Origin of the sequence: Shimia sp. R11_0, assembly GCF_017744035.1 — a bacterium.
Classification (GTDB): domain Bacteria; phylum Pseudomonadota; class Alphaproteobacteria; order Rhodobacterales; family Rhodobacteraceae; genus Shimia; species Shimia marina.
Genome location: NZ_JAGHQY010000007.1, coordinates 44,488 through 61,703, shown reverse-complemented (window position 1 = coordinate 61,703; position 17,216 = coordinate 44,488). Strand labels below are relative to the sequence as shown.

Genomic DNA, 17,216 nt, shown 5'->3' with positions numbered 1-17,216 from the left:
ATGTCTGTACAGGCAGAGTGGATTGCAGTTGATTGGGGCACGTCGAGACTGCGTGCATGGGCTATGGCCGACGGCGCGGTGATTGCACAGGCGCACTCGGATCAGGGCATGTGCTGTCTTCAGCCGGATGCCTTTGAAGGGGCTCTGTTGGCACTGATCGAGGGCTGGCTGACAGGCGGGACAACCGATGTTGTGGCTTGCGGTATGGTTGGTGCACGGCAGGGCTGGATGGAGGCGCCTTATGTGGCCGCTCCCTGTCCGGCGCTGCCTGAGCAGCTTGTGCAAGTGCCCTGCAAAGATGTCCGGCTGCGGGTGTTCCTTGTGCCGGGATTGAAACAGGTGCAGCCTGCAGACGTCATGCGCGGCGAGGAAACCCAGATGGCTGGTTTCCTGTCGCAGAATAAGAGTTGGGATGGGGTGATTTGCCTGCCTGGCACCCACACAAAATGGGCGCATGTGAGCGCGGATGAGGTTGTCAGTTTTCGCAGTTTCATGACGGGTGAGATGTTCAAACTTCTGACCCAGCAATCTGTGCTGCGCCATTCTGTGGGTGCGGGATGGAACGCAGAGGCGTTTCAGGCCGGGCTGGATATGACCCTATCGCGCCCCGAAAGCCTGGCCAGTGAGCTGTTTTCGATCCGGGCCGGGGACCTTTTGCTAGGCACTTCGCCAGATGTCGCAACTGCGCGGTTGTCAGGGCTGCTGCTGGGCGCAGAGCTGGCGGCGTCCCGGCCTTATTGGCTGGGGCAGCAGATTGCCGTGATCGGGGAAAGCAGCCTGGCAGGCGTTTATGCCGAGGCGCTCAAGACGCAAGGCGCTTGGGTGGAGGTTGTTGACGCAGACGCCATGACCCGCGCTGGATTGCAGGCCGCCCGCGCACAGGTGAGCTGAGGCGTCGCCGGCGCGCTATTTGCCTCTAAGCGGCAATCGCCCCTTGAAACACCAAAGGCAGCACCGCAAGCTCAGCGCCATAATTGGTGGTGTTGGGGCCGCGCCTGAAAGAGGTGCCTTCTTGTAGCGCCACTGGGTTATTTGAAGCATCTGATAGGGTATTTGCATGAGCACTGTATTTGACACCCGCGTGTGTGAGTTGGGGGAGGGGCCGCTTTGGCACCCGAAACGCGCGCAGCTTTTCTGGTTTGATATCATGGGCAAGCGGATGCTGAGTCAGAGAGAGGGCGTTGCAGAGGAATGGGCTTTTGAGGAGCATTTTTCCGCAGCCGGATGGGTGGATGAGACCACATTGCTTCTGGCGTCTGAAACGGGGCTGTGGCGGTTTGACCTGATCTCCGGCACGCGTGTGAAACTGATGGATCTGGAGGCCGATAATACGCGCACGCGGTCCAATGATGGGCGCGCGGATCCTTGGGGCGGGTTTTGGATTGGTACTATGGGCAAACGTGCAGAGCCCGGTGCCGGGGCCATTTACCGTCTCTATGAAGGCGTTTTACAGACCGTGACGACAGGCATCACAATCTCCAATGCGATCTGTTTTGATGCGGCTCGTGCCTGCGCCTATTACACCGACACCGTCACCAAACAGGTGATGCGCGTGGCGCTTGATGGTGAAACCGGTACGCCGATTGGGGAGGCCTCTGTCTTTCTTGATCTGACAGCGGACGGGCTGAACCCGGATGGTGCGGTGACCGATGCAGAGGGCAATCTTTGGATCGCGCAGTGGGGGGCGGCACGCGTCGCAGCCTATGACAGCGAAGGTCGTTTCCTACGCGCGGTGGACGTGGGGGGGCAACATGCCTCTTGTCCGGCCTTTGGCGGGCCTGACTTGCGGGATCTCTATGTGACAACCGCGGCCGAAGGGCTCCCCCAAGACGTGCTGGCGCAGGCTCCGCAGAATGGCATGGTCTTTGTGCAAGAAGACGTGACACAGGGGCTGGCAGAACCGCAGGTGCGCCTCTGAACCTCTGTGAACGCCTGTCGCGACGTCAGGCACAAGGGGTGTTGCTTTCTACATAAGTTCGCATACGAATTAACTGAAGTAATTCGTGTGCGAACAAATGACCAAATCTCCCAAGATCTTCTTACTCATGAACCGGGCGCATGCTGCGATGACACGTGCCGTGGAGCAAAAAACACAGGCTCTGGCGGGATTGTCTATGCCGCAGCTCGGGGTGCTTGCGCTCTTATCTCAAAAAGACGGGCAGGCGGTGTCTGACATGGCGCAGGCGCTGTCGATGCGCAAATCCAGCCTCAGCGGTTTGATCGACCGTATGGTCGAACGTGGCTTTGTGCGGCGCGTGCGGGGGGCAGAAGACGGGCGGGTTGTGTGGATTTTCCTAGAGCCGTCTGCGCGGGATCTTGTGCGGCGTGTGGACCCTCTGGTGCGCACAGCCAACGCGCGGTTGCTGGACAGCTTCACGGAGGCGGAGCAGGCGACGATTGGGCGGTTTTTGATGCATATGGCGGATCAGGCTGAAGAGATTATCGCCGCAGTGCCAGTTTCAGAGCAGGAGGAGACAGAGTGATGTTGGAGGCTGCGGAAGTGACGGTGGAGGATGTGCGTATCCGAACCGAAGATGGTTGGGATCTGGCAGCTACGCTTTATCGGGCGGAGGCTCCCACGTTGGCGATTTTGATCTCGGCAGGCACGGGGTTTCCGCGCCGGTTCTACCGCCATGCAGCGGCCTATTTTGCAGCGCGGGGGGCGACGGTTCTGACCTATGACTATCGCGGCATTGGGGAGTCTAAACCGGAGGATCTGGCCGGCTCAGGGATTGATTACCCCCATTGGGGGCAGCGGGACATGTCTGCCGCACTGGCCTATCTGGCGGCTGCGGCACCCGGGGCGCGGCTGACCACGCTGGGGCATAGTATCGGCGGGCAATTGGTCGGGTTCACTAAGCCTGACCTTCAGGTGTCCCGTCATGCCTTTGTGGCGGTGGGGAGTGGGTTCTGGGGCGTGCACAAGCTGCGCAACCTGCCCATGGAATGGTTTTTCTGGTGGCTTTATGGCCCCCTATGCCTGACGCGGTACGGCTATATTCCGGCCGGGGGACTTTGGGGCGGGGAGGCCTTGCCACCGGAGCTGTTTAAGACCTGGCGTCGGTGGAGCGGGCGGCGCAGCTATCTTTTGCCAGATCTGGAGAGCGGGCGCTATATGCATCATTTTGATGCGGTGGAGGTGCCGATCTGTGCTTGGGTGCTCAGAGACGATCCGATTGCCACGAAGACGGCCTGTGAAGATACATTAAGTCATTATCCCCAAGCGCAGAAACACCTCGTCGTGCGCCAGCCGCAGGATTTGGCGCAGCGAAAGGTTGGTCATGAAGGCGCGTTTCGCAAAGGTCATGAGGCGCTTTGGCAGGAGCTTTGGGCGTGGCTCTCTGAGGGGGACTTGCCTCAGGGGGCCGGGGGCGGTGATCCCGCAAGGGAATAGGTAAAGGTGCGCAGTGAATGCGCACCCTACGGGGCCAACAAAAAGGCCGGTGTGAGGTCACACCGGCCTTTCGCTTTAAGATATACGCGCGATCAGACCTTGAGGTTCGGAATGATCTGCTTTTTGCGGCTCACAACGCCGGGCAGCACAACGCTGTCGCCCTCGGCGGTGGCGTCAAAGGATTTCGCGGCAACAGTTTTGACCAGATCGTTTGGCACCAGCAGGGTGCTTTCTTCGTTCAGGATGTCCACAACGAAGAGCAGAACCTGATCGACGCCGTCCTCGGAGGCCACGGTGGACATGGTTTCCATCAGGGAGGCTTTGCGATCCAGCACGATGGCAGGAGAGGTGGTTTCCAGAACGGAGACGCGGAATTTGGTGCCGTCGACTTCGTATTCTTTGGAGTCCATGCGCAGCAGCTCTGCGTCGGAGAAAGAAGACACGTCGGATTTTGCGGCAAACATCTCAGCAGCATAGGATGGGATGTCGATGCCCAGATCGGCGGCCAGTTTCTCGGCCACGGCTTTGTCGTGGTCGGTGGTGGTTGGGCTGCGGAATTCCAGCGTGTCAGACAGGATGCAGGTCAGCATGGTGCCTTTGATCCAGTCTGGCAGGTCGATGTCGCCCATCAGGTCATGCATGATGGTGGCGGTGCAGGCCACGGGACGGATGGTGATGTCGATCGGGCCTTTGGTTTCCAGACCGCCCACCAGCTTGTGGTGGTCGATGATGGCCTGAACGTCTGCGCCATTGATGTTTGCGGGCAGCTCGGCTGGGTTGTTGGTGTCAACAATCACCACGGCGGCGTCATCTGCCACGTCGGCAATGATCTCAGGCTTGGTCAGATCCCAGCGCTCCAGCAGCCATGCGGCTTCGGTGTTGGGCTCGCCAAGCAGCTTTGCTTCGGCCGTGGTGCCTTTGATTTCAGAGAGATACCACGCCCAGATGATTGGGGAGCCTGTGGAATCAGTGTCTGGGGATTTGTGGCCAAAAACCTGAATGGTCATGTCTGGAGGTCCTTAAAAATAACGGTGTGCTGTGTGGTTGCGCGCCTTATAGAAGGGCGCGCCAGGTTTGTCACGAGGCCAGGACCAGATGCGGCTTTGGGGCGCGGCTGAGCGTGGTTTACGTATCAGAAATGCAGGCGGGTGAGTGTGAAGCCTGCATTTTGTAGCTGTGCAAGCACGCCGTGCTCCCCGGGCAGATGCAGCGCCCCGACGGCGACCAGCGCGGAGGTCTGCGACAGCGCGGGTGCGAGTTGTGCGACCCATGCGGTGTTGCGCGCGGTCAACAGGCTGTCTTCGACCTCCTGCATCATTGTGGCCATGCGCTGCGCATCTGCATTGCCTTCGGATTTTGTGCGCAGATCCGCTTGGTTCAGCTCCCATATCAATTGAATACGCTCTTGCAGATACAGGTCAATCACGGTTGGGATCATTTCTGGTGCAGCGAGATCCTCTTGAAGGCGCAGGCCCCATTTCAGATCGTCCAGCTGCTTATCCAAAGGATCACTGGCCAGAATGTCGATCAGATGTTGTGTCGTGTCCAGAGAATGGACAGACCAATCCATTTCAGCGGCCATGGCTTCGATCTGAAGATCAAGGCCCTTCTGGCCGCTTTTGACGATTTCCATGGCGCAGGGCGGCATCATCAGGGTCATGCCAAGAAACCACGGCTGATAGCGGGCCGCGAGAAAAGGCGGCATGCCCCGCGCTTTCAGTTGATCCGCGACTTTGGACCAAAGTTCTGGGCCGAGGCGATCAATCAGGCTGTCTCCTTCCTGAATGAGGAAGAGGGATGGATTGGTAGTGAGATGGCGCTGAAAACCAAGCTGATCTTCTGCGGTCAACTCCATGAAAAGCTGCGTTGGCGCCGGGCGCAGACCACGTAGGTGATCCACCATTGCGGCATGTTCTGGCAGATGTACGTGAAAGGTGCCGATGATGTAGGAGGTCACGCCGTTTTTCTCAACCTGCCAGAGAATGCCCTCGTGAAACGGCACCTCTGCGGCTTTGGCAAGCAAGGCCTGCTGCTCGGATTGGGCGCGGGTTTCAAACAGGTTGGGGCCGGTGCAGTTGGCCGAGGCAACGGTACAAAACCCAAGGAGAAACAAAAGACTAAGAAGAAGACGCATGGGGGCCTCAATTTGATTTGTCGCCACAGTAGCAAGCCTGCGAGTGGCGGCAAGTGCCGGTAGGCAGCGGCATGGATTGGGGCTATGACTTAAGTATGAGCAAGATCGCGGAAACAGAGCTATATGCGCCGGTCAAAGCCTGGCTTCAGGCGCGGGGGTTTGAGGTGAAGGCCGAGGTCGGGGCGGCGGATGTGGTGGCCGTGAGGGAGGGCGAAGAGCCTGTTATTATTGAGCTGAAAACCGGATTTTCGCTGACACTTTTGCAGCAGGCGGTGGCGCGACAGGCGGTGACCGATGCGGTCTATGTGGCGGTGCCGCGCTGGAAGGGGCGGGCCGGATGGAAGGCGTTTTCCGGCAACATTGGCCTTTGTAAACGGCTGGGGCTTGGGGTGCTGTCAGTGCGGTTGAAAGACGGCGCGGTGGAGGTGCATTGTGACCCGGTCCCGTTTCAGCCGCGCAAGTCAAAGCGGTGCAAGGCGCAGTTATTGAAGGCCTTTTCGCGTCTTGAGGGTGATCCCAATACAGGCGGGACACGTGGGGCAAAGGTCACGGTCTACCGTCAGGATGCCGAAAAATGCGCCGCCTTTTTACGCCAGAATGGCCCCAGCCGGGGGCGGGATGTGGCCAAAGGCGCTGGCGTGGAGAAAGCCACAACGATGATGCGGGACAACCATTATGGTTGGTTTGAAAAGGTGGAGGCAGGGGTCTATCAGCTGAGCGACTCCGGTGTGGCGGCCCTAGCGGATGCGGACTAAGCGTTGCGCCGGGACGGTGCGTTCATCTGCAAAAGGCGCCCTGTTGGCACGTCGGTATCGGGTCGGTATTGCGACTGTTTCGCGACGGTGGAATTTTTGGGGCTTGAAAGGTTAACGCGGCGACGTGGTTTTGCGTTTTTCGGTGAAGGGAATGAGGCGGTCTCTTGGGCATCGTGGGGGCATATTTTGATGAACCCCCACGTCACAGCTTACGACAGAGAACTCAAGCCAAACACATTGCCTTCGGTGTCCTGACAGAGCGAGACAAAACCAAATTCTCCGATGGAAAATTTGGGCCGGAGGACTTGGCCGCCAGCTTCGTTGACGCGGGCTTGCTCGGTCGCGCAGTTTTCGCAATTGAAATAGACCACTGTGCCGCCAGCGCCTGGGCGGGCGTGGGGGCTATGTGAGATCGCGCCGCCCGCGCCGTATTGGGTCATCTCTGTCGGGAAGGCGCGCATTTGCATTTCGCCAGTGGGGTCGCCGATGGTTTCAAGCGTGCAGCCCAGCACGGTTTCGTAGAAAGTGACGGCGCGGGCGAGATCATCGGTGTAGATGTCAAACCAGCCGATGGCGTTCATTTTGGGCATGATCCTGTCCTGTGCTTTTGGTCATGCCGGGAGGTTAGGGCGCAGGAGCGGTGGTGTATTGTAGATTTCAGACATCGAATTTGCGGGCGTATTGGCCGGGTGTGTAGCCCGTGGCACGGCGGAAAGCGTGAATGAAATGGGATTGGTCTGCGTAAGCGAGGGATGGCTCGCCACCAAGAGACTGTTGCAGGCGCAGGACTTTGAGGAAATCGTGCGGGGTAAAACCGGTGGTTTGTTTCAGTACACGCTGGAGCTGGCGGGAGGAGAGCTGCGCGATGGCGGCCATGTCGGCCACAGAGTAGATATCGTCGATCTGTGCAAAGATCTTTTGCGTGATGGGGTTGGCGACGAGAATGCCACGGGCCTGCAGATCTTCGACAAAGGAGATGAGCGTGGTGCGCTGGGTGTCGGGATGTTGGTCGATCAGGGTTGCGTTTATATCTTTCAGCGGCAGGGCGCCGGTGTAGGGCTGATCGATCTGACCAAAAGACAGCGGTGCTCGGTCACGTTGCCAGACACCGGGGAGAAAGCGAATGTTGAGGAAATGAAAGCTGCGGCCAAGGTTCAGCTCTTCGGCGGAGGCGCTGAGGCGTGTGACGCCGGTGATCTCCGGGTTTTGCTGGTCAAAAACGATGTAGGTGCAGGCGTCGGGCAGGGCGTGGAAGCGGTAGTCTGCGGGCAGAGGGGTTGGCGTGCGCAGGGATAGGAAACGGTGGATGATGCCGTGCAGGTGTTCGGGCGGCTCAGCTTCGGTGAACATGACGCCGTCGGTGGTTTTGTCTTTGCTGTTGCCTTTGGGGTCGTACATGAGGCGCTCGCAGGGAGAGACGTTTCTAACAAAATGTTAAATGACAGCCTGTTGCTGCCCATAGGGTCTAGGACGCTTTAGGTGGTGTCGCGGCGATCTTTGCCATGCGGCGGGTCAGATCCTTCTCAATGGCCTTTGCTTCATAGGGTTTCATTTTTTTCCACTTTGCGCATTCCTGACGGGTGCGGCCACAGCCAAGGCACCAGCCACTCGGGCCGGTGAATTCACAAACATCTGTGCAGGGGCTTTTGCGCTTTTTCATTTTTGGCACCTTCAAAGTCATGCTTGCTACAGAGCTTTCAGTTTAAGCCTTCAATGCGCTCATATGCATCATTTAAAGAAAAGGGCCGCCTGGAGGCGACCCTTTGAAACGTGTCTGGCGGAGGCTTTCGTGACCTTGGCCCTTGCGGGGCCAAGGCACTGTCGCATCACACTTCGCGAAGCGAAGTATGATTACATCATGCCGCCCATGCCGCCCATGCCGCCCATGTCAGGCATTGCAGGTGCGCCGCCGTCTTTGGCTGGCTTGTCAGCAACCATCGCTTCGGTGGTGATCAGCAGGCCTGCAACGGAGGCCGCGTCTTCCAGAGCGGTGCGGGTCACTTTGGCCGGGTCGATCACGCCGAAGGAGAACATGTCGCCATATTCTTCGGTCTGCGCGTTGAAGCCGAAGGCGCTGTCGGAAGATTCACGGATCTTGCCCGCAACAACCGCACCGTCCACACCGGCGTTCTCAGCGATCTGACGCAGAGGCGCTTCGATGGCTTTCTTAACGATGGTGATACCCGCGTTCTGGTCAGCGTTTGCGCCTTCCAGACCTTCCAGGGCTTTGCCGGCCTGAACCAGAGCCACACCGCCGCCAACGATCACGCCTTCCTGCACAGCTGCGCGGGTTGCGTTCAGAGCATCGTCCACACGGTCTTTGCGCTCTTTCACTTCCACTTCGGTCATGCCGCCAACGCGGATCACAGCAACACCGCCTGCCAGTTTGGCAACGCGCTCTTGCAGTTTCTCACGGTCGTAGTCGGAAGAGGTTTCTTCGATCTGAGTGCGGATCTGAGCCACGCGTGCTTCGATCTCTGCTTTCTCGCCTGCACCGTCAACGATGGTGGTTTCGTCTTTGGTGATCTCGATTTTCTTGGCGGTGCCGAGCATGTCCATGGTGACATTCTCGAGCTTCATGCCCAGATCTTCGGAGATAACCTGACCGCCGGTCAGGATGGCGATGTCCTGCAGCATGGCTTTGCGGCGGTCGCCGAAGCCAGGTGCCTTAACAGCAGCAATTTTCAGGCCGCCGCGCAGTTTGTTCACAACCAGAGTGGCCAGCGCCTCGCCTTCCACGTCTTCTGCGATGATCAGCAGAGGCTTCTGGGACTGGATTACCTGCTCCAGCAGAGGCACCATTGGCTGCAGGGAAGACAGTTTCTTCTCGTGCAGCAGCACCATGCAGTCGTCCAGATCAGCGATCATTTTGTCTGCGTTGGTCACGAAGTAAGGGGAGAGGTAGCCGCGGTCGAACTGCATGCCCTCAACAACGTCGGTCTCGGTTTCCAGACCTTTGTTTTCCTCAACGGTGATCACACCTTCGTTGCCCACTTTCTGCATCGCGTCTGCGATCTGCTGACCGATTTCAGCTTCGCCGTTTGCAGAGATGGTGCCAACCTGTGCCACTTCGTCGGAGTCTTTGACTTCGCGAGCGGAGGAAACGATGCCTTCAACAACTTTCGCAGTTGCCAGGTCGATGCCGCGCTTCAGGTCCATTGGGTTCAGGCCAGCTGCAACCTGCTTCAGGCCTTCTTTGACGATGGCTTGTGCCAGAACGGTCGCGGTGGTGGTGCCGTCGCCTGCTTCGTCGTTGGTGCGAGAAGCAACTTCTTTCACCATCTGTGCGCCCATGTTCTCGAACTTGTCTTCCAGCTCGATCTCTTTGGCCACGGACACACCGTCTTTGGTGATGCGTGGGGCGCCGAAGGATTTGTCCAGAACCACGTTACGGCCTTTCGGGCCGAGGGTCACTTTCACTGCGTCTGCGAGAACGTTTACGCCGCGCAGCATTGCATTGCGGGCATCGGTGTCAAACTTGACGTCTTTTGCCATTTTATTGGCTCCTAAATTCGTAAATTGCGGTCAGACGATCAGGCAATGATGCCCATGATGTCGGATTCTTTCATGATCAGCAGCTCTTCACCGTCAACGGTGATTTCGGTGCCGGACCATTTGCCGAACAGAACTTTGTCGCCAGCGGACACGTCCAGTGCAACGCGGTTGCCAGCGTCGTCACGCAGGCCTGCGCCCACGGATACGATTTCGCCTTCGGCTGGTTTTTCTTTGGCGCTGTCTGGAATGATCAGGCCGCCTGCGGTTTTCTCGTCGCTTTCGACGCGGCGTACAAGCACACGGTCGTGCAGAGGTGTAAATGCCATGGTTAGGTTTCCCTAATAGAGTTGTCTCCCTGACTCCTCAGCGGAGCCGTTATCACTCCCTATCGGCGAGTGCTAACGGCGAAAGAGTTAGGCAGTGCATCGGAGGGAGTCAACGCCGTTGCGTCAATTTTTTATGAAATCCTCTGTCGGTGCAGATACTAAAGTCCGGCGCAGGCTGGTCAGCCTTCTGAAACCGGTGGGTTTTTGAAGGTCGAGGGGCGGAACGGATGGGACAGGGCGTGGGCCATCAGCTCCAGATGATCCTGACCATAGAAGATCTCCCCATCCACCACATAAGAAGGTGAGCCAAAGAGATTGAGGTCTTTGGCGCGTTGGGTGTTGGCGTCAAAGCGGGCCTGAATGGCGGGCGTCATTGCGGCGGTGAGCAGCGGGGCCGGATCCACACCAACGCTGCGGCAGGCGGTGGCAAGCGCTTCTGGATCATTCAGATCAATGTCGTCGCGCCAATGGGCCTGTAAAAAGGCGAAAGAGAGCGCATCCAGATCAAGCCCATGATCCTCTGCCGCCAACAGGGCACCGCTTGAGAGACGCAGTGGGTTGTCGTGATAGATGGGGCGGTGATCAATCACCTCAAGCCCGCGGTATTCGGCCCAGCGTTCAATTTCACGACCAAAGAAGTAATCCACATGCGCTTGCGTGCGTCCGGCGAAGGAAAGCCCGCCTGCTTGTTCCACCACGGGAGAAAGCTCAAAGGGGCGATGGACCAATGTGTAGCCCTGTGCCTGACAGATCTCCATCAAACGTGGTGCGCCGAGATAGGCATAGGCGGAGTGGGTGGAGTAGAAATATTCGATTGTCTTTTCGCTCATGCGGGGACGCTAGCAGAGCGTCAAAGGAATGCAAGACGGATGGGGGTACGCCCAATAGTGGGCCGCATTCGTGCGATTGTTTGGAAAGATTTACAATGGCAGTCAGGGCGCTAGGGTGTGCGCAGTCGAGGGGAGCAGATCATGCAAGTGACAGCCAATGGCATTCAGATAGAAGTGGAAACATATGGGCCTAAAGACGGCGTGCCTTTGGTGCTGATCCGGGGCTTGGGCTCGCAGATGATCCACTGGCCGGTGGCGTTTTTTGAAGGTCTCGCGGCGGTTGGGTTTTACGTCATACTTTTTGACAACCGGGATGTAGGGTTGTCGCAGCGGTGTCCGAAAGAGGGCGTGCCCAGCTCTGCGGAGGCGATTACCGAGGCCGTGCTGGCTGGGGGCAGTCTTGGGGCGGCCTATACGCTCAATGACATGGCGCAAGATGTGGTAGGGGTGATGGATGCCTTGAGCCTTGAGAAAGCGCATGTGTTTGGCATGTCCATGGGCGGCGCGATTGTGCAGCTGCTCTGCCTTGACCATGCTGAGAGGCTGCTGAGTGCGACGATTGTGATGGCGACGGCGCGGCCTTTTGCAGAGCGCGCTGGCAGCGCTGCGTGGCTGGCAGCCCTATTGGCGCGGCCGGTGGATCGGGCCACATTCATCGATAATGCCGTTACAGAGTATGCGGGCTGGGGCAGCCCGGCCTATCCGATGACCGAAGCAGAGCTGCGGGCACAGGCGGCGCAGGCCTATGATCGGGCGTTTGATCCCGAAGGCGTCAACCGGCAGGTTTTGGCAGTGATGGCTTCGACGGATCGCCGGGAAGATCTGCGCCATGTGGCGCTGCCCTGTCAGGTCATTCACGGGGACATGGACACGTTGATCCCACCGGACGCAGGGGCGGAGATCGCCGCTTTGATTCCGGGGTGCGCGCATCATCCGATTGCGGGAATGGGGCATGTGATCACCTCCAAACAGGCGCCGATGCTTGTTGAAATGATGCAGGCGTTTGTTGGCAAGCTGGCGGTGTAGGCTCAGGCTTGTTGCTTGGGTAGCATGGCGCTATGTTGGCGGAAGCTTTGAGGGAGGTTTTATGGCCCAGAAATTGGATGCCTGACCCTGGCGGGTGACAGAACGCTCACCCGATGCACAAAGGAAACAAAGAAGGTCTGGCACGCGAGCTGCGCCGGGCTTCTCGTTTGTGCCTGTCCTTTTTTCTGATAGCTTGCGGCCAAGCCTGAGCCAAGCCGGAGAGGGTGCGGCCGTCCCATGAGAGTGACCTAACAATGACACGGGACTATTCCCAATTTTTGCCCACAGGCGCGCAGACACCAGAGCCTGCAAAGCGCGCGATGCTGGATATTTTAGGCTGGCAGCCGTTTTTTGCCCAACAGCTGGACCTTGAGACCCTCACGCAGACACCGCCGGTGCGGGTGGTGGAAGTGCATCGCAATGGCTTGCAGGTGCGCGGCGCGGATCTGGAGGCGCTGGTGCCGCCGGGGCCGGAGGCCACGGTGGGGGACTGGCTGCTTTATGATGCGGAGCTGCCAACACGCAGTGTCGTACTGGAGCGCAAGAGCCTGTTTAAACGGCGTGCGGCCGGGCATGATCGCTCGATCCAGATGATCGCGGCCAATGTGGATACGGCCTTTGTGGTGACCAGCTGCAATAACGATTTCAATGTGGCGCGGCTGGAGCGGTTCTTGGCGCTGGCCTTTGAGGCAGAAGTGGCGCCGGTGATCGTGCTCACTAAGGCAGATCTGTGTGAAGATCCCACGCCGTTTGTCGCAGAGGCGCAGAAGATTTCGGCGCGGGTGCCAGTGGTGCTGCTCAATGCCAAAAGTGAGGAGCCTGCGCAAAAGCTAGCCGATTGGTGCGCACCGGGGCAGACCATCGCTTTTCTCGGCACCTCCGGTGTGGGCAAATCCACCTTGGTGAATGCCTTGTTTGGCAGTGAGCAGGCAGAGACCGGCGCGATCCGGGAGGACGACAGCCGGGGGCGTCATACCACCACCAGCCGCCAGTTGCATTTTACGGACAGTGGTCTGGCGATTCTGGACACGCCGGGCATGCGTGAGTTGCAGTTGGCGGAGGCCGGAGATGGTGTGGCGGATCTTTTCGCTGATGTGGTTGAGATTGCAACGCAGTGCAAATTCAGAGACTGCGCTCATGAGAGTGAGCCGGGATGTGCGGTACGCGCCGCGATTGCCGAAGGTACGCTGGAGGCGGAGCGGTTTGAGCGCTGGCGTAAGCTGGAAGCAGAGGAGCGGCACAACACCGCGTCGTTGGCGGAAAAGCGCGCCTATGACAAAAACTTCGGCAAGATGGTGAAGAGTGTGACCAAAGCCCATAAGGGGCGCAAAGGCCGACGCTGACCGGCGGCGACACCTTCGTAGAAATCTCAAAAAGTGCCCGCGCGTGGAGTGATCCGCGCGCGGTTTTTACACGTACCCCATGCAAAGAAACCAAAGTTGTAAAGACAACAGCTTCGCAAAGGGCGGCGCAAAGACATGCACGTGAGATTGCCAATTCGTGAAAGGGTTTTGATGGCTGCCTTGGCGCTGGCAGTTGCGCTGGGATATGGGGCCTCGGTGAAAGCGGACACAGGCCCAGATGCGGCACCGGAAGTGCGCAGTCTGTTGGGCGCACCGCAGGCTGTTGGCGCAGGCCAGTTCCGCTACCTTGGCCTGAAGGTTTATGATGCGCAGATGTTTGCGCCCCAAGGGCAGGGCTTTGAGAAAGAAGGCCTCTATGCGCTGGAGATTGAATATGCGCGCAAGATCCGCCGCGCGGTGCTGCTGCGGGCCTCACTGAGCGAAATGGAACGCATTGAGGGCGCGCGCAGTGATCATGCCGAAATCATGCAAAAGCTTGAGGCATGTTACCGCGATATCCGGCCTGGCGATCGGATTGTGGCGGCGCCAGAGGCGTCTGATGCACTGAAATTCTGGGTGAATGGCACCCGTACATGCACGTTGCGCCATCGCGATATTCGCGACCGTTACATGGCGATCTGGCTGAGCGACAAAGCCCGTGATCGTCGGTTTGCGCAACAGGTCATGGCCGCACGGAACTAGCGGGCTTTAAGGCTCCCCCAGCTGCGCAGCATCGTGCTTCCGCTTTATGTGATGTTGCAAAAGCCGCATATGTTCTGTTTGGCCTTGGCCATTCAAGCACTGGGACTGGTCCTGCCGGTGCTTGAGGGCCAGCGCATGGTCGGGATGGCTTGCCCCGCCCGACCATGCGTGTCACCAAGACCTCCATGAGACTTTTTCTACTGACAGCCCTCACAATGGCGGCCTTTGCCGCAAATTCCGTGCTCAATCGCGCTGCGGTGGGCAGCTATGGCATGGATGCCATTACGTTTGGCGCAATTCGCCTGACATCTGGAGCCTTGGCTCTGGCGCTTCTGATTGTCTGGCAAAGGCGTGGATTTGCGCTGGGCGGTTGGGGGCGCGGTGTCGCCGTGCTTGGATTGCTGGCCTATATTTTTGGGTTTTCGCTGGCCTACCGTGGACTGGAATCCGGGTTGGGCGCGTTGATCCTGTTTGGCGTGGTGCAGATCACCATGTTTGGTGGCGCGGTGCTGGCACGTGAGGAGATGCCAAAGGCGCGCTGGCTGGGCGCTGGGCTGGCATTGGGGGGGCTGATCTGGCTGCTCGCGCCTGGTGCTTCGGACACAGGTGGGGCGGCGGTTGCTCTGATGCCTGCGGTGGCCATGGCGGCGGCCGGTGTTGGCTGGGGTGTCTACTCCCTGCAGGGACGACAGGAGCGCGATGCGACGCAGGCAACAGCGATGAATTTTATGCTCGCGGCCCCCATTGCGCTGATGGGGGCGCTCTGGATGGGTGACGGCGCGGCGCTGAGCATGGGCGGCGTGACACTGGCCGTGATCTCAGGCGTGCTGACCTCCGGTATGGGGTACGCGCTCTGGTATGCGATCCTGCCCGGGCTGGGCGCAAGCCGCGCGGCGGTGGCGCAGCTGACGGTGCCGGTTATTGCCATGGCTGGGGGGATGGTGTTTTTGGCGGAGCCGCTGACATGGCGATTTGTCGGGGCGGCGGCGCTGGTGATCGGGGGCGTCTTGGTGTCGATGCGCCGCGCCTAGGTGCGCAGCTCGGCATGATGCTGCTTTCTGACAGGTTTGTGCTTTTGTCGCGCGCGCGCAGCGCGTATTTCAGGGGCATGAGAAATTTCACGAGATGGGCCGTCTTGGCGGCAGTGGGGCTGTCGCTGAACACATATGCGACGGATGCGCCTGCGCAGAGTGCTGCGTCTACGCGCACCGCAGAGGCTGTGCAGGAGACCTTGCCGCAGGACTGTGTGGTGCTGCTGCACGGGCTGGCGCGCACGGAAAGCTCCTTTCTGGTGATGGAGCTGGCGCTGAAACGGTATGGATTTGATGTGGTGCGGCAGGGCTATCCCTCGACCGAAGAAGACATTGCGGATCTCGCCTATAGCACCCTCCCTGAATCCGTGGCGCAATGTGGCGACCGGAAGGTGCATTTTGTCACCCATTCGATGGGAGGCATTCTGACACGGGTCTGGTTCATCAATCACAAGCCGGAAAATCTTGGCCGCGTGGTGATGTTGGGGCCGCCCAACAAGGGCAGCGAAGTGGTGGACGAGCTGGGCCCGATCCCGGCCTTTGAGTGGCTGAATGGCCCGGCGGGTATGCAGCTTGGCACGGATGGCCTGCCCAGTCATCTGCCGCCGGTGGATTTTGACCTTGGGGTGATTGCGGGAAACCGTTCGCTTAATCCCTATTTCTCCAGCCTGATCGAAGGGCCGGATGATGGCAAAGTCTCGGTGGAGAGTACCAAAGTGGCGGGCATGAAGGATCATATCGTGCTGCCGGTGACCCATACGTTCATGATGAACAACCCGATGGTGATTGTGCAGACACGTGAGTTTCTCACCCATGGGGCCTTTGATCACGCGCTGCGCTGGGGCGATGCGCAGGCGGCGCTGCGGGAGTTGCAGCGTCTGGTGGATGACGATTGTGGCCCTAATGGCTGCGCCGAAGGGGACGATGTCGAACAGGATGGCGATGATTTTTTCGACTGGATCGAGAAATACACCGACTGGGATGGGGACGGCGATCTGGACGCCGATGATGCGGGCGTAGAAGGTGACTGATCTGGAGCTTGTTGGCGCAGAGGTGCTACGCCCGGAGGGGATGGTGCGGGGGACGCTGTCTGTGAAGGAGGGCGCTATTGCCGCCGCAGGGGGCGGCCGTCAGGTGGATCTGAGCGGTTATCGCATTTTGCCCGGAATCGTTGATATGCATGGGGACGGGTTTGAGCGCCATCTGGCGCCGCGCCGTGGGGCAATGAAAAACTTGGGCGACGGGCTGGCCTCTGTGGATGCGGAGCTGGCGGCCAATGGCATCACCACCGCGGTGCTGGCGCAGTTCTGGAGCTGGGAAGGCGGCATGCGCAGCCCGGAGTTTGCGCGCCGCTTTCTGGAGGCACTGAACCAGACCGAGGGTCTGCTGACGGAGATGCTTGTGCAACTGCGGTTTGAGAGCCACCTGCTGTCAGACTATGCGGATTTTGAGGCCACGGTACAGGACCATGCGGTACCCTATGTGGTATTCAATGATCACCTGCCGCATGCCGCTTTGGACAAAGGCAAAAAACCTCCCCGGCTGACAGGACAGGCGCTGAAGAGTGGGCGCAGCCCTGAGGCACATCTCGCCCTTCTCAAAGAGCTGCACGCGGCGCGTGACGCGGTGCCAGAGGCGGTCGCTAAGCTGGCGGCGCGATTGGCCGCGCAGGGCGTCTGTCTGGGCAGCCATGATGATGACACTGCGCAGGCGCGTGATTTCTGGCGGGCGCGGGGGCTCGCGATCAGTGAATTTCCCGAAAGCCTTGATGCCGCCTGCGCGGCCCATACAGCCGGGGATCCGGTGATCATGGGGGCGCCAAATGTGGTGCGTGGAGGCAGTCATTCCGGCAAAGTCAGCGCGGCGGATTTGGTGGCAGAAGGCTATGTGGATGCGCTGGCCTCAGACTATCACTACCCGGCGCCACGACAGGCGGTGATGCGGTTGGTGGCGGATGAGGTCTGTGACTTTGCCGCGGCTTGGACGCTGGTGTCTGCGCGTCCTGCACAGGTGCTGGGCCTGACGGATCGGGGCAGTCTTGAGGCGGGCAAACGGGCGGATCTGGTGGTGATGGGGCCGGATGGCCGTATTGGCGCGACGCTGGTTGCAGGCAAGGTGAGCCATATGAGCGGCACGGTGGCAGCGCGGTTTATGGCGGGGTGAGGGAGGGGGCTTTGCCC

18 protein-coding genes and 1 pseudogene are annotated in these 17,216 nt (G+C 59.4%); 11 read left to right on the top strand and 8 right to left on the bottom strand.

The features are described from left to right. From J7382_RS14780 to J7382_RS14765, 4 genes are all read left to right on the top strand, one after another. On the top strand, positions 1–891 hold the full coding sequence (locus tag J7382_RS14780) for a 2-dehydro-3-deoxygalactonokinase (protein ID WP_209069809.1): 891 nt from the start codon (positions 1–3) through the stop codon (positions 889–891). Positions 892–1,057: 166 nt separating this feature from the next. After that, positions 1,058–1,918, top strand: coding sequence for an SMP-30/gluconolactonase/LRE family protein (locus tag J7382_RS14775; protein ID WP_209069808.1), 861 nt, complete (start codon positions 1,058–1,060; stop codon positions 1,916–1,918). A 97-nt stretch (positions 1,919–2,015) separates the two neighbouring features. Further along, positions 2,016–2,483, top strand: coding sequence for a MarR family transcriptional regulator (locus tag J7382_RS14770; RefSeq protein ID WP_209069807.1), 468 nt, complete (start codon positions 2,016–2,018; stop codon positions 2,481–2,483). Then, positions 2,483–3,394, top strand: a complete 912-nt coding sequence (locus tag J7382_RS14765) for an alpha/beta fold hydrolase (RefSeq protein WP_209069806.1) — start codon at positions 2,483–2,485, stop codon at positions 3,392–3,394. The genes J7382_RS14770 and J7382_RS14765 overlap by 1 nt, the downstream gene beginning before the upstream one ends. A gap of 92 nt (positions 3,395–3,486) precedes the next feature. Here J7382_RS14765 and J7382_RS14760 read toward each other — a convergent pair whose 3' ends face one another. Together J7382_RS14760 and J7382_RS14755 are read right to left on the bottom strand one after the other, a co-directional pair. Continuing rightward, positions 3,487–4,401 (bottom strand): manganese-dependent inorganic pyrophosphatase, encoded by a 915-nt coding sequence (locus J7382_RS14760; protein WP_209069805.1) that lies wholly within the window; start codon positions 4,399–4,401, stop codon positions 3,487–3,489. 125 nt (positions 4,402–4,526) lie between these two features. Next, positions 4,527–5,528, bottom strand: a complete 1,002-nt coding sequence (locus J7382_RS14755; protein ID WP_209069804.1) for a TraB/GumN family protein — start codon at positions 5,526–5,528, stop codon at positions 4,527–4,529. A gap of 95 nt (positions 5,529–5,623) precedes the next feature. On the opposite strand from J7382_RS14755, the gene J7382_RS14750 reads away from it, so the two are divergent. After that, positions 5,624–6,283, top strand: coding sequence for a DUF2161 family putative PD-(D/E)XK-type phosphodiesterase (locus J7382_RS14750; RefSeq protein WP_209069803.1), 660 nt, complete (start codon positions 5,624–5,626; stop codon positions 6,281–6,283). 209 nt (positions 6,284–6,492) lie between these two features. On the opposite strand, the gene J7382_RS14745 is transcribed toward J7382_RS14750, so the two are convergent. The 6 genes from J7382_RS14745 to J7382_RS14720 form a co-directional block, all read right to left on the bottom strand. Further along, a complete protein-coding gene (locus J7382_RS14745) occupies positions 6,493–6,873 on the bottom strand; it encodes a VOC family protein (RefSeq protein WP_209069802.1) in 381 nt (126 codons plus the stop codon). Between the two features lie 67 nt (positions 6,874–6,940). Then, positions 6,941–7,681, bottom strand: coding sequence for an AraC family transcriptional regulator (locus J7382_RS14740; protein WP_209069801.1), 741 nt, complete (start codon positions 7,679–7,681; stop codon positions 6,941–6,943). A gap of 67 nt (positions 7,682–7,748) precedes the next feature. Further along, a complete protein-coding gene (locus J7382_RS14735; RefSeq protein ID WP_209069800.1) occupies positions 7,749–7,943 on the bottom strand; it encodes a DUF1289 domain-containing protein in 195 nt (64 codons plus the stop codon). A gap of 191 nt (positions 7,944–8,134) precedes the next feature. Beyond that, complete coding sequence (gene groL, locus J7382_RS14730) at positions 8,135–9,778, bottom strand: chaperonin GroEL (protein ID WP_209069799.1); 1,644 nt, start codon at positions 9,776–9,778, stop codon at positions 8,135–8,137. 38 nt (positions 9,779–9,816) lie between these two features. Further along, positions 9,817–10,104, bottom strand: coding sequence for a co-chaperone GroES (locus tag J7382_RS14725; RefSeq protein ID WP_058239548.1), 288 nt, complete (start codon positions 10,102–10,104; stop codon positions 9,817–9,819). Positions 10,105–10,283: 179 nt separating this feature from the next. After that, positions 10,284–10,934 (bottom strand): 2-hydroxychromene-2-carboxylate isomerase, encoded by a 651-nt coding sequence (locus tag J7382_RS14720; RefSeq protein ID WP_209069798.1) that lies wholly within the window; start codon positions 10,932–10,934, stop codon positions 10,284–10,286. 141 nt (positions 10,935–11,075) lie between these two features. Between J7382_RS14720 and J7382_RS14715 the strand changes: the two genes are divergently transcribed. From J7382_RS14715 to J7382_RS14690, 6 genes and pseudogenes are all read left to right on the top strand, one after another. Further along, positions 11,076–11,960, top strand: coding sequence for an alpha/beta hydrolase (locus J7382_RS14715; protein ID WP_209069797.1), 885 nt, complete (start codon positions 11,076–11,078; stop codon positions 11,958–11,960). Between the two features lie 254 nt (positions 11,961–12,214). Beyond that, positions 12,215–13,303 carry a ribosome small subunit-dependent GTPase A gene (gene rsgA, locus J7382_RS14710; protein WP_209069796.1) on the top strand — a complete coding sequence of 363 codons (1,089 nt, stop codon included), beginning with the start codon at positions 12,215–12,217 and terminating at the stop codon, positions 13,301–13,303. A 141-nt stretch (positions 13,304–13,444) separates the two neighbouring features. Continuing rightward, a complete protein-coding gene (locus J7382_RS14705) occupies positions 13,445–14,005 on the top strand; it encodes a hypothetical protein (RefSeq protein WP_209069795.1) in 561 nt (186 codons plus the stop codon). Between the two features lie 185 nt (positions 14,006–14,190). Beyond that, positions 14,191–15,036 carry a DMT family transporter gene (locus J7382_RS14700; RefSeq protein WP_209069794.1) on the top strand — a complete coding sequence of 282 codons (846 nt, stop codon included), beginning with the start codon at positions 14,191–14,193 and terminating at the stop codon, positions 15,034–15,036. Between the two features lie 200 nt (positions 15,037–15,236). Next, positions 15,237–15,884, top strand: a pseudogene (locus J7382_RS14695) (alpha/beta fold hydrolase); the annotation flags it as partial. A gap of 175 nt (positions 15,885–16,059) precedes the next feature. After that, complete coding sequence (locus tag J7382_RS14690; RefSeq protein ID WP_209069793.1) at positions 16,060–17,199, top strand: alpha-D-ribose 1-methylphosphonate 5-triphosphate diphosphatase; 1,140 nt, start codon at positions 16,060–16,062, stop codon at positions 17,197–17,199. The last annotated feature ends 17 nt before the right edge of the window (positions 17,200–17,216 follow it).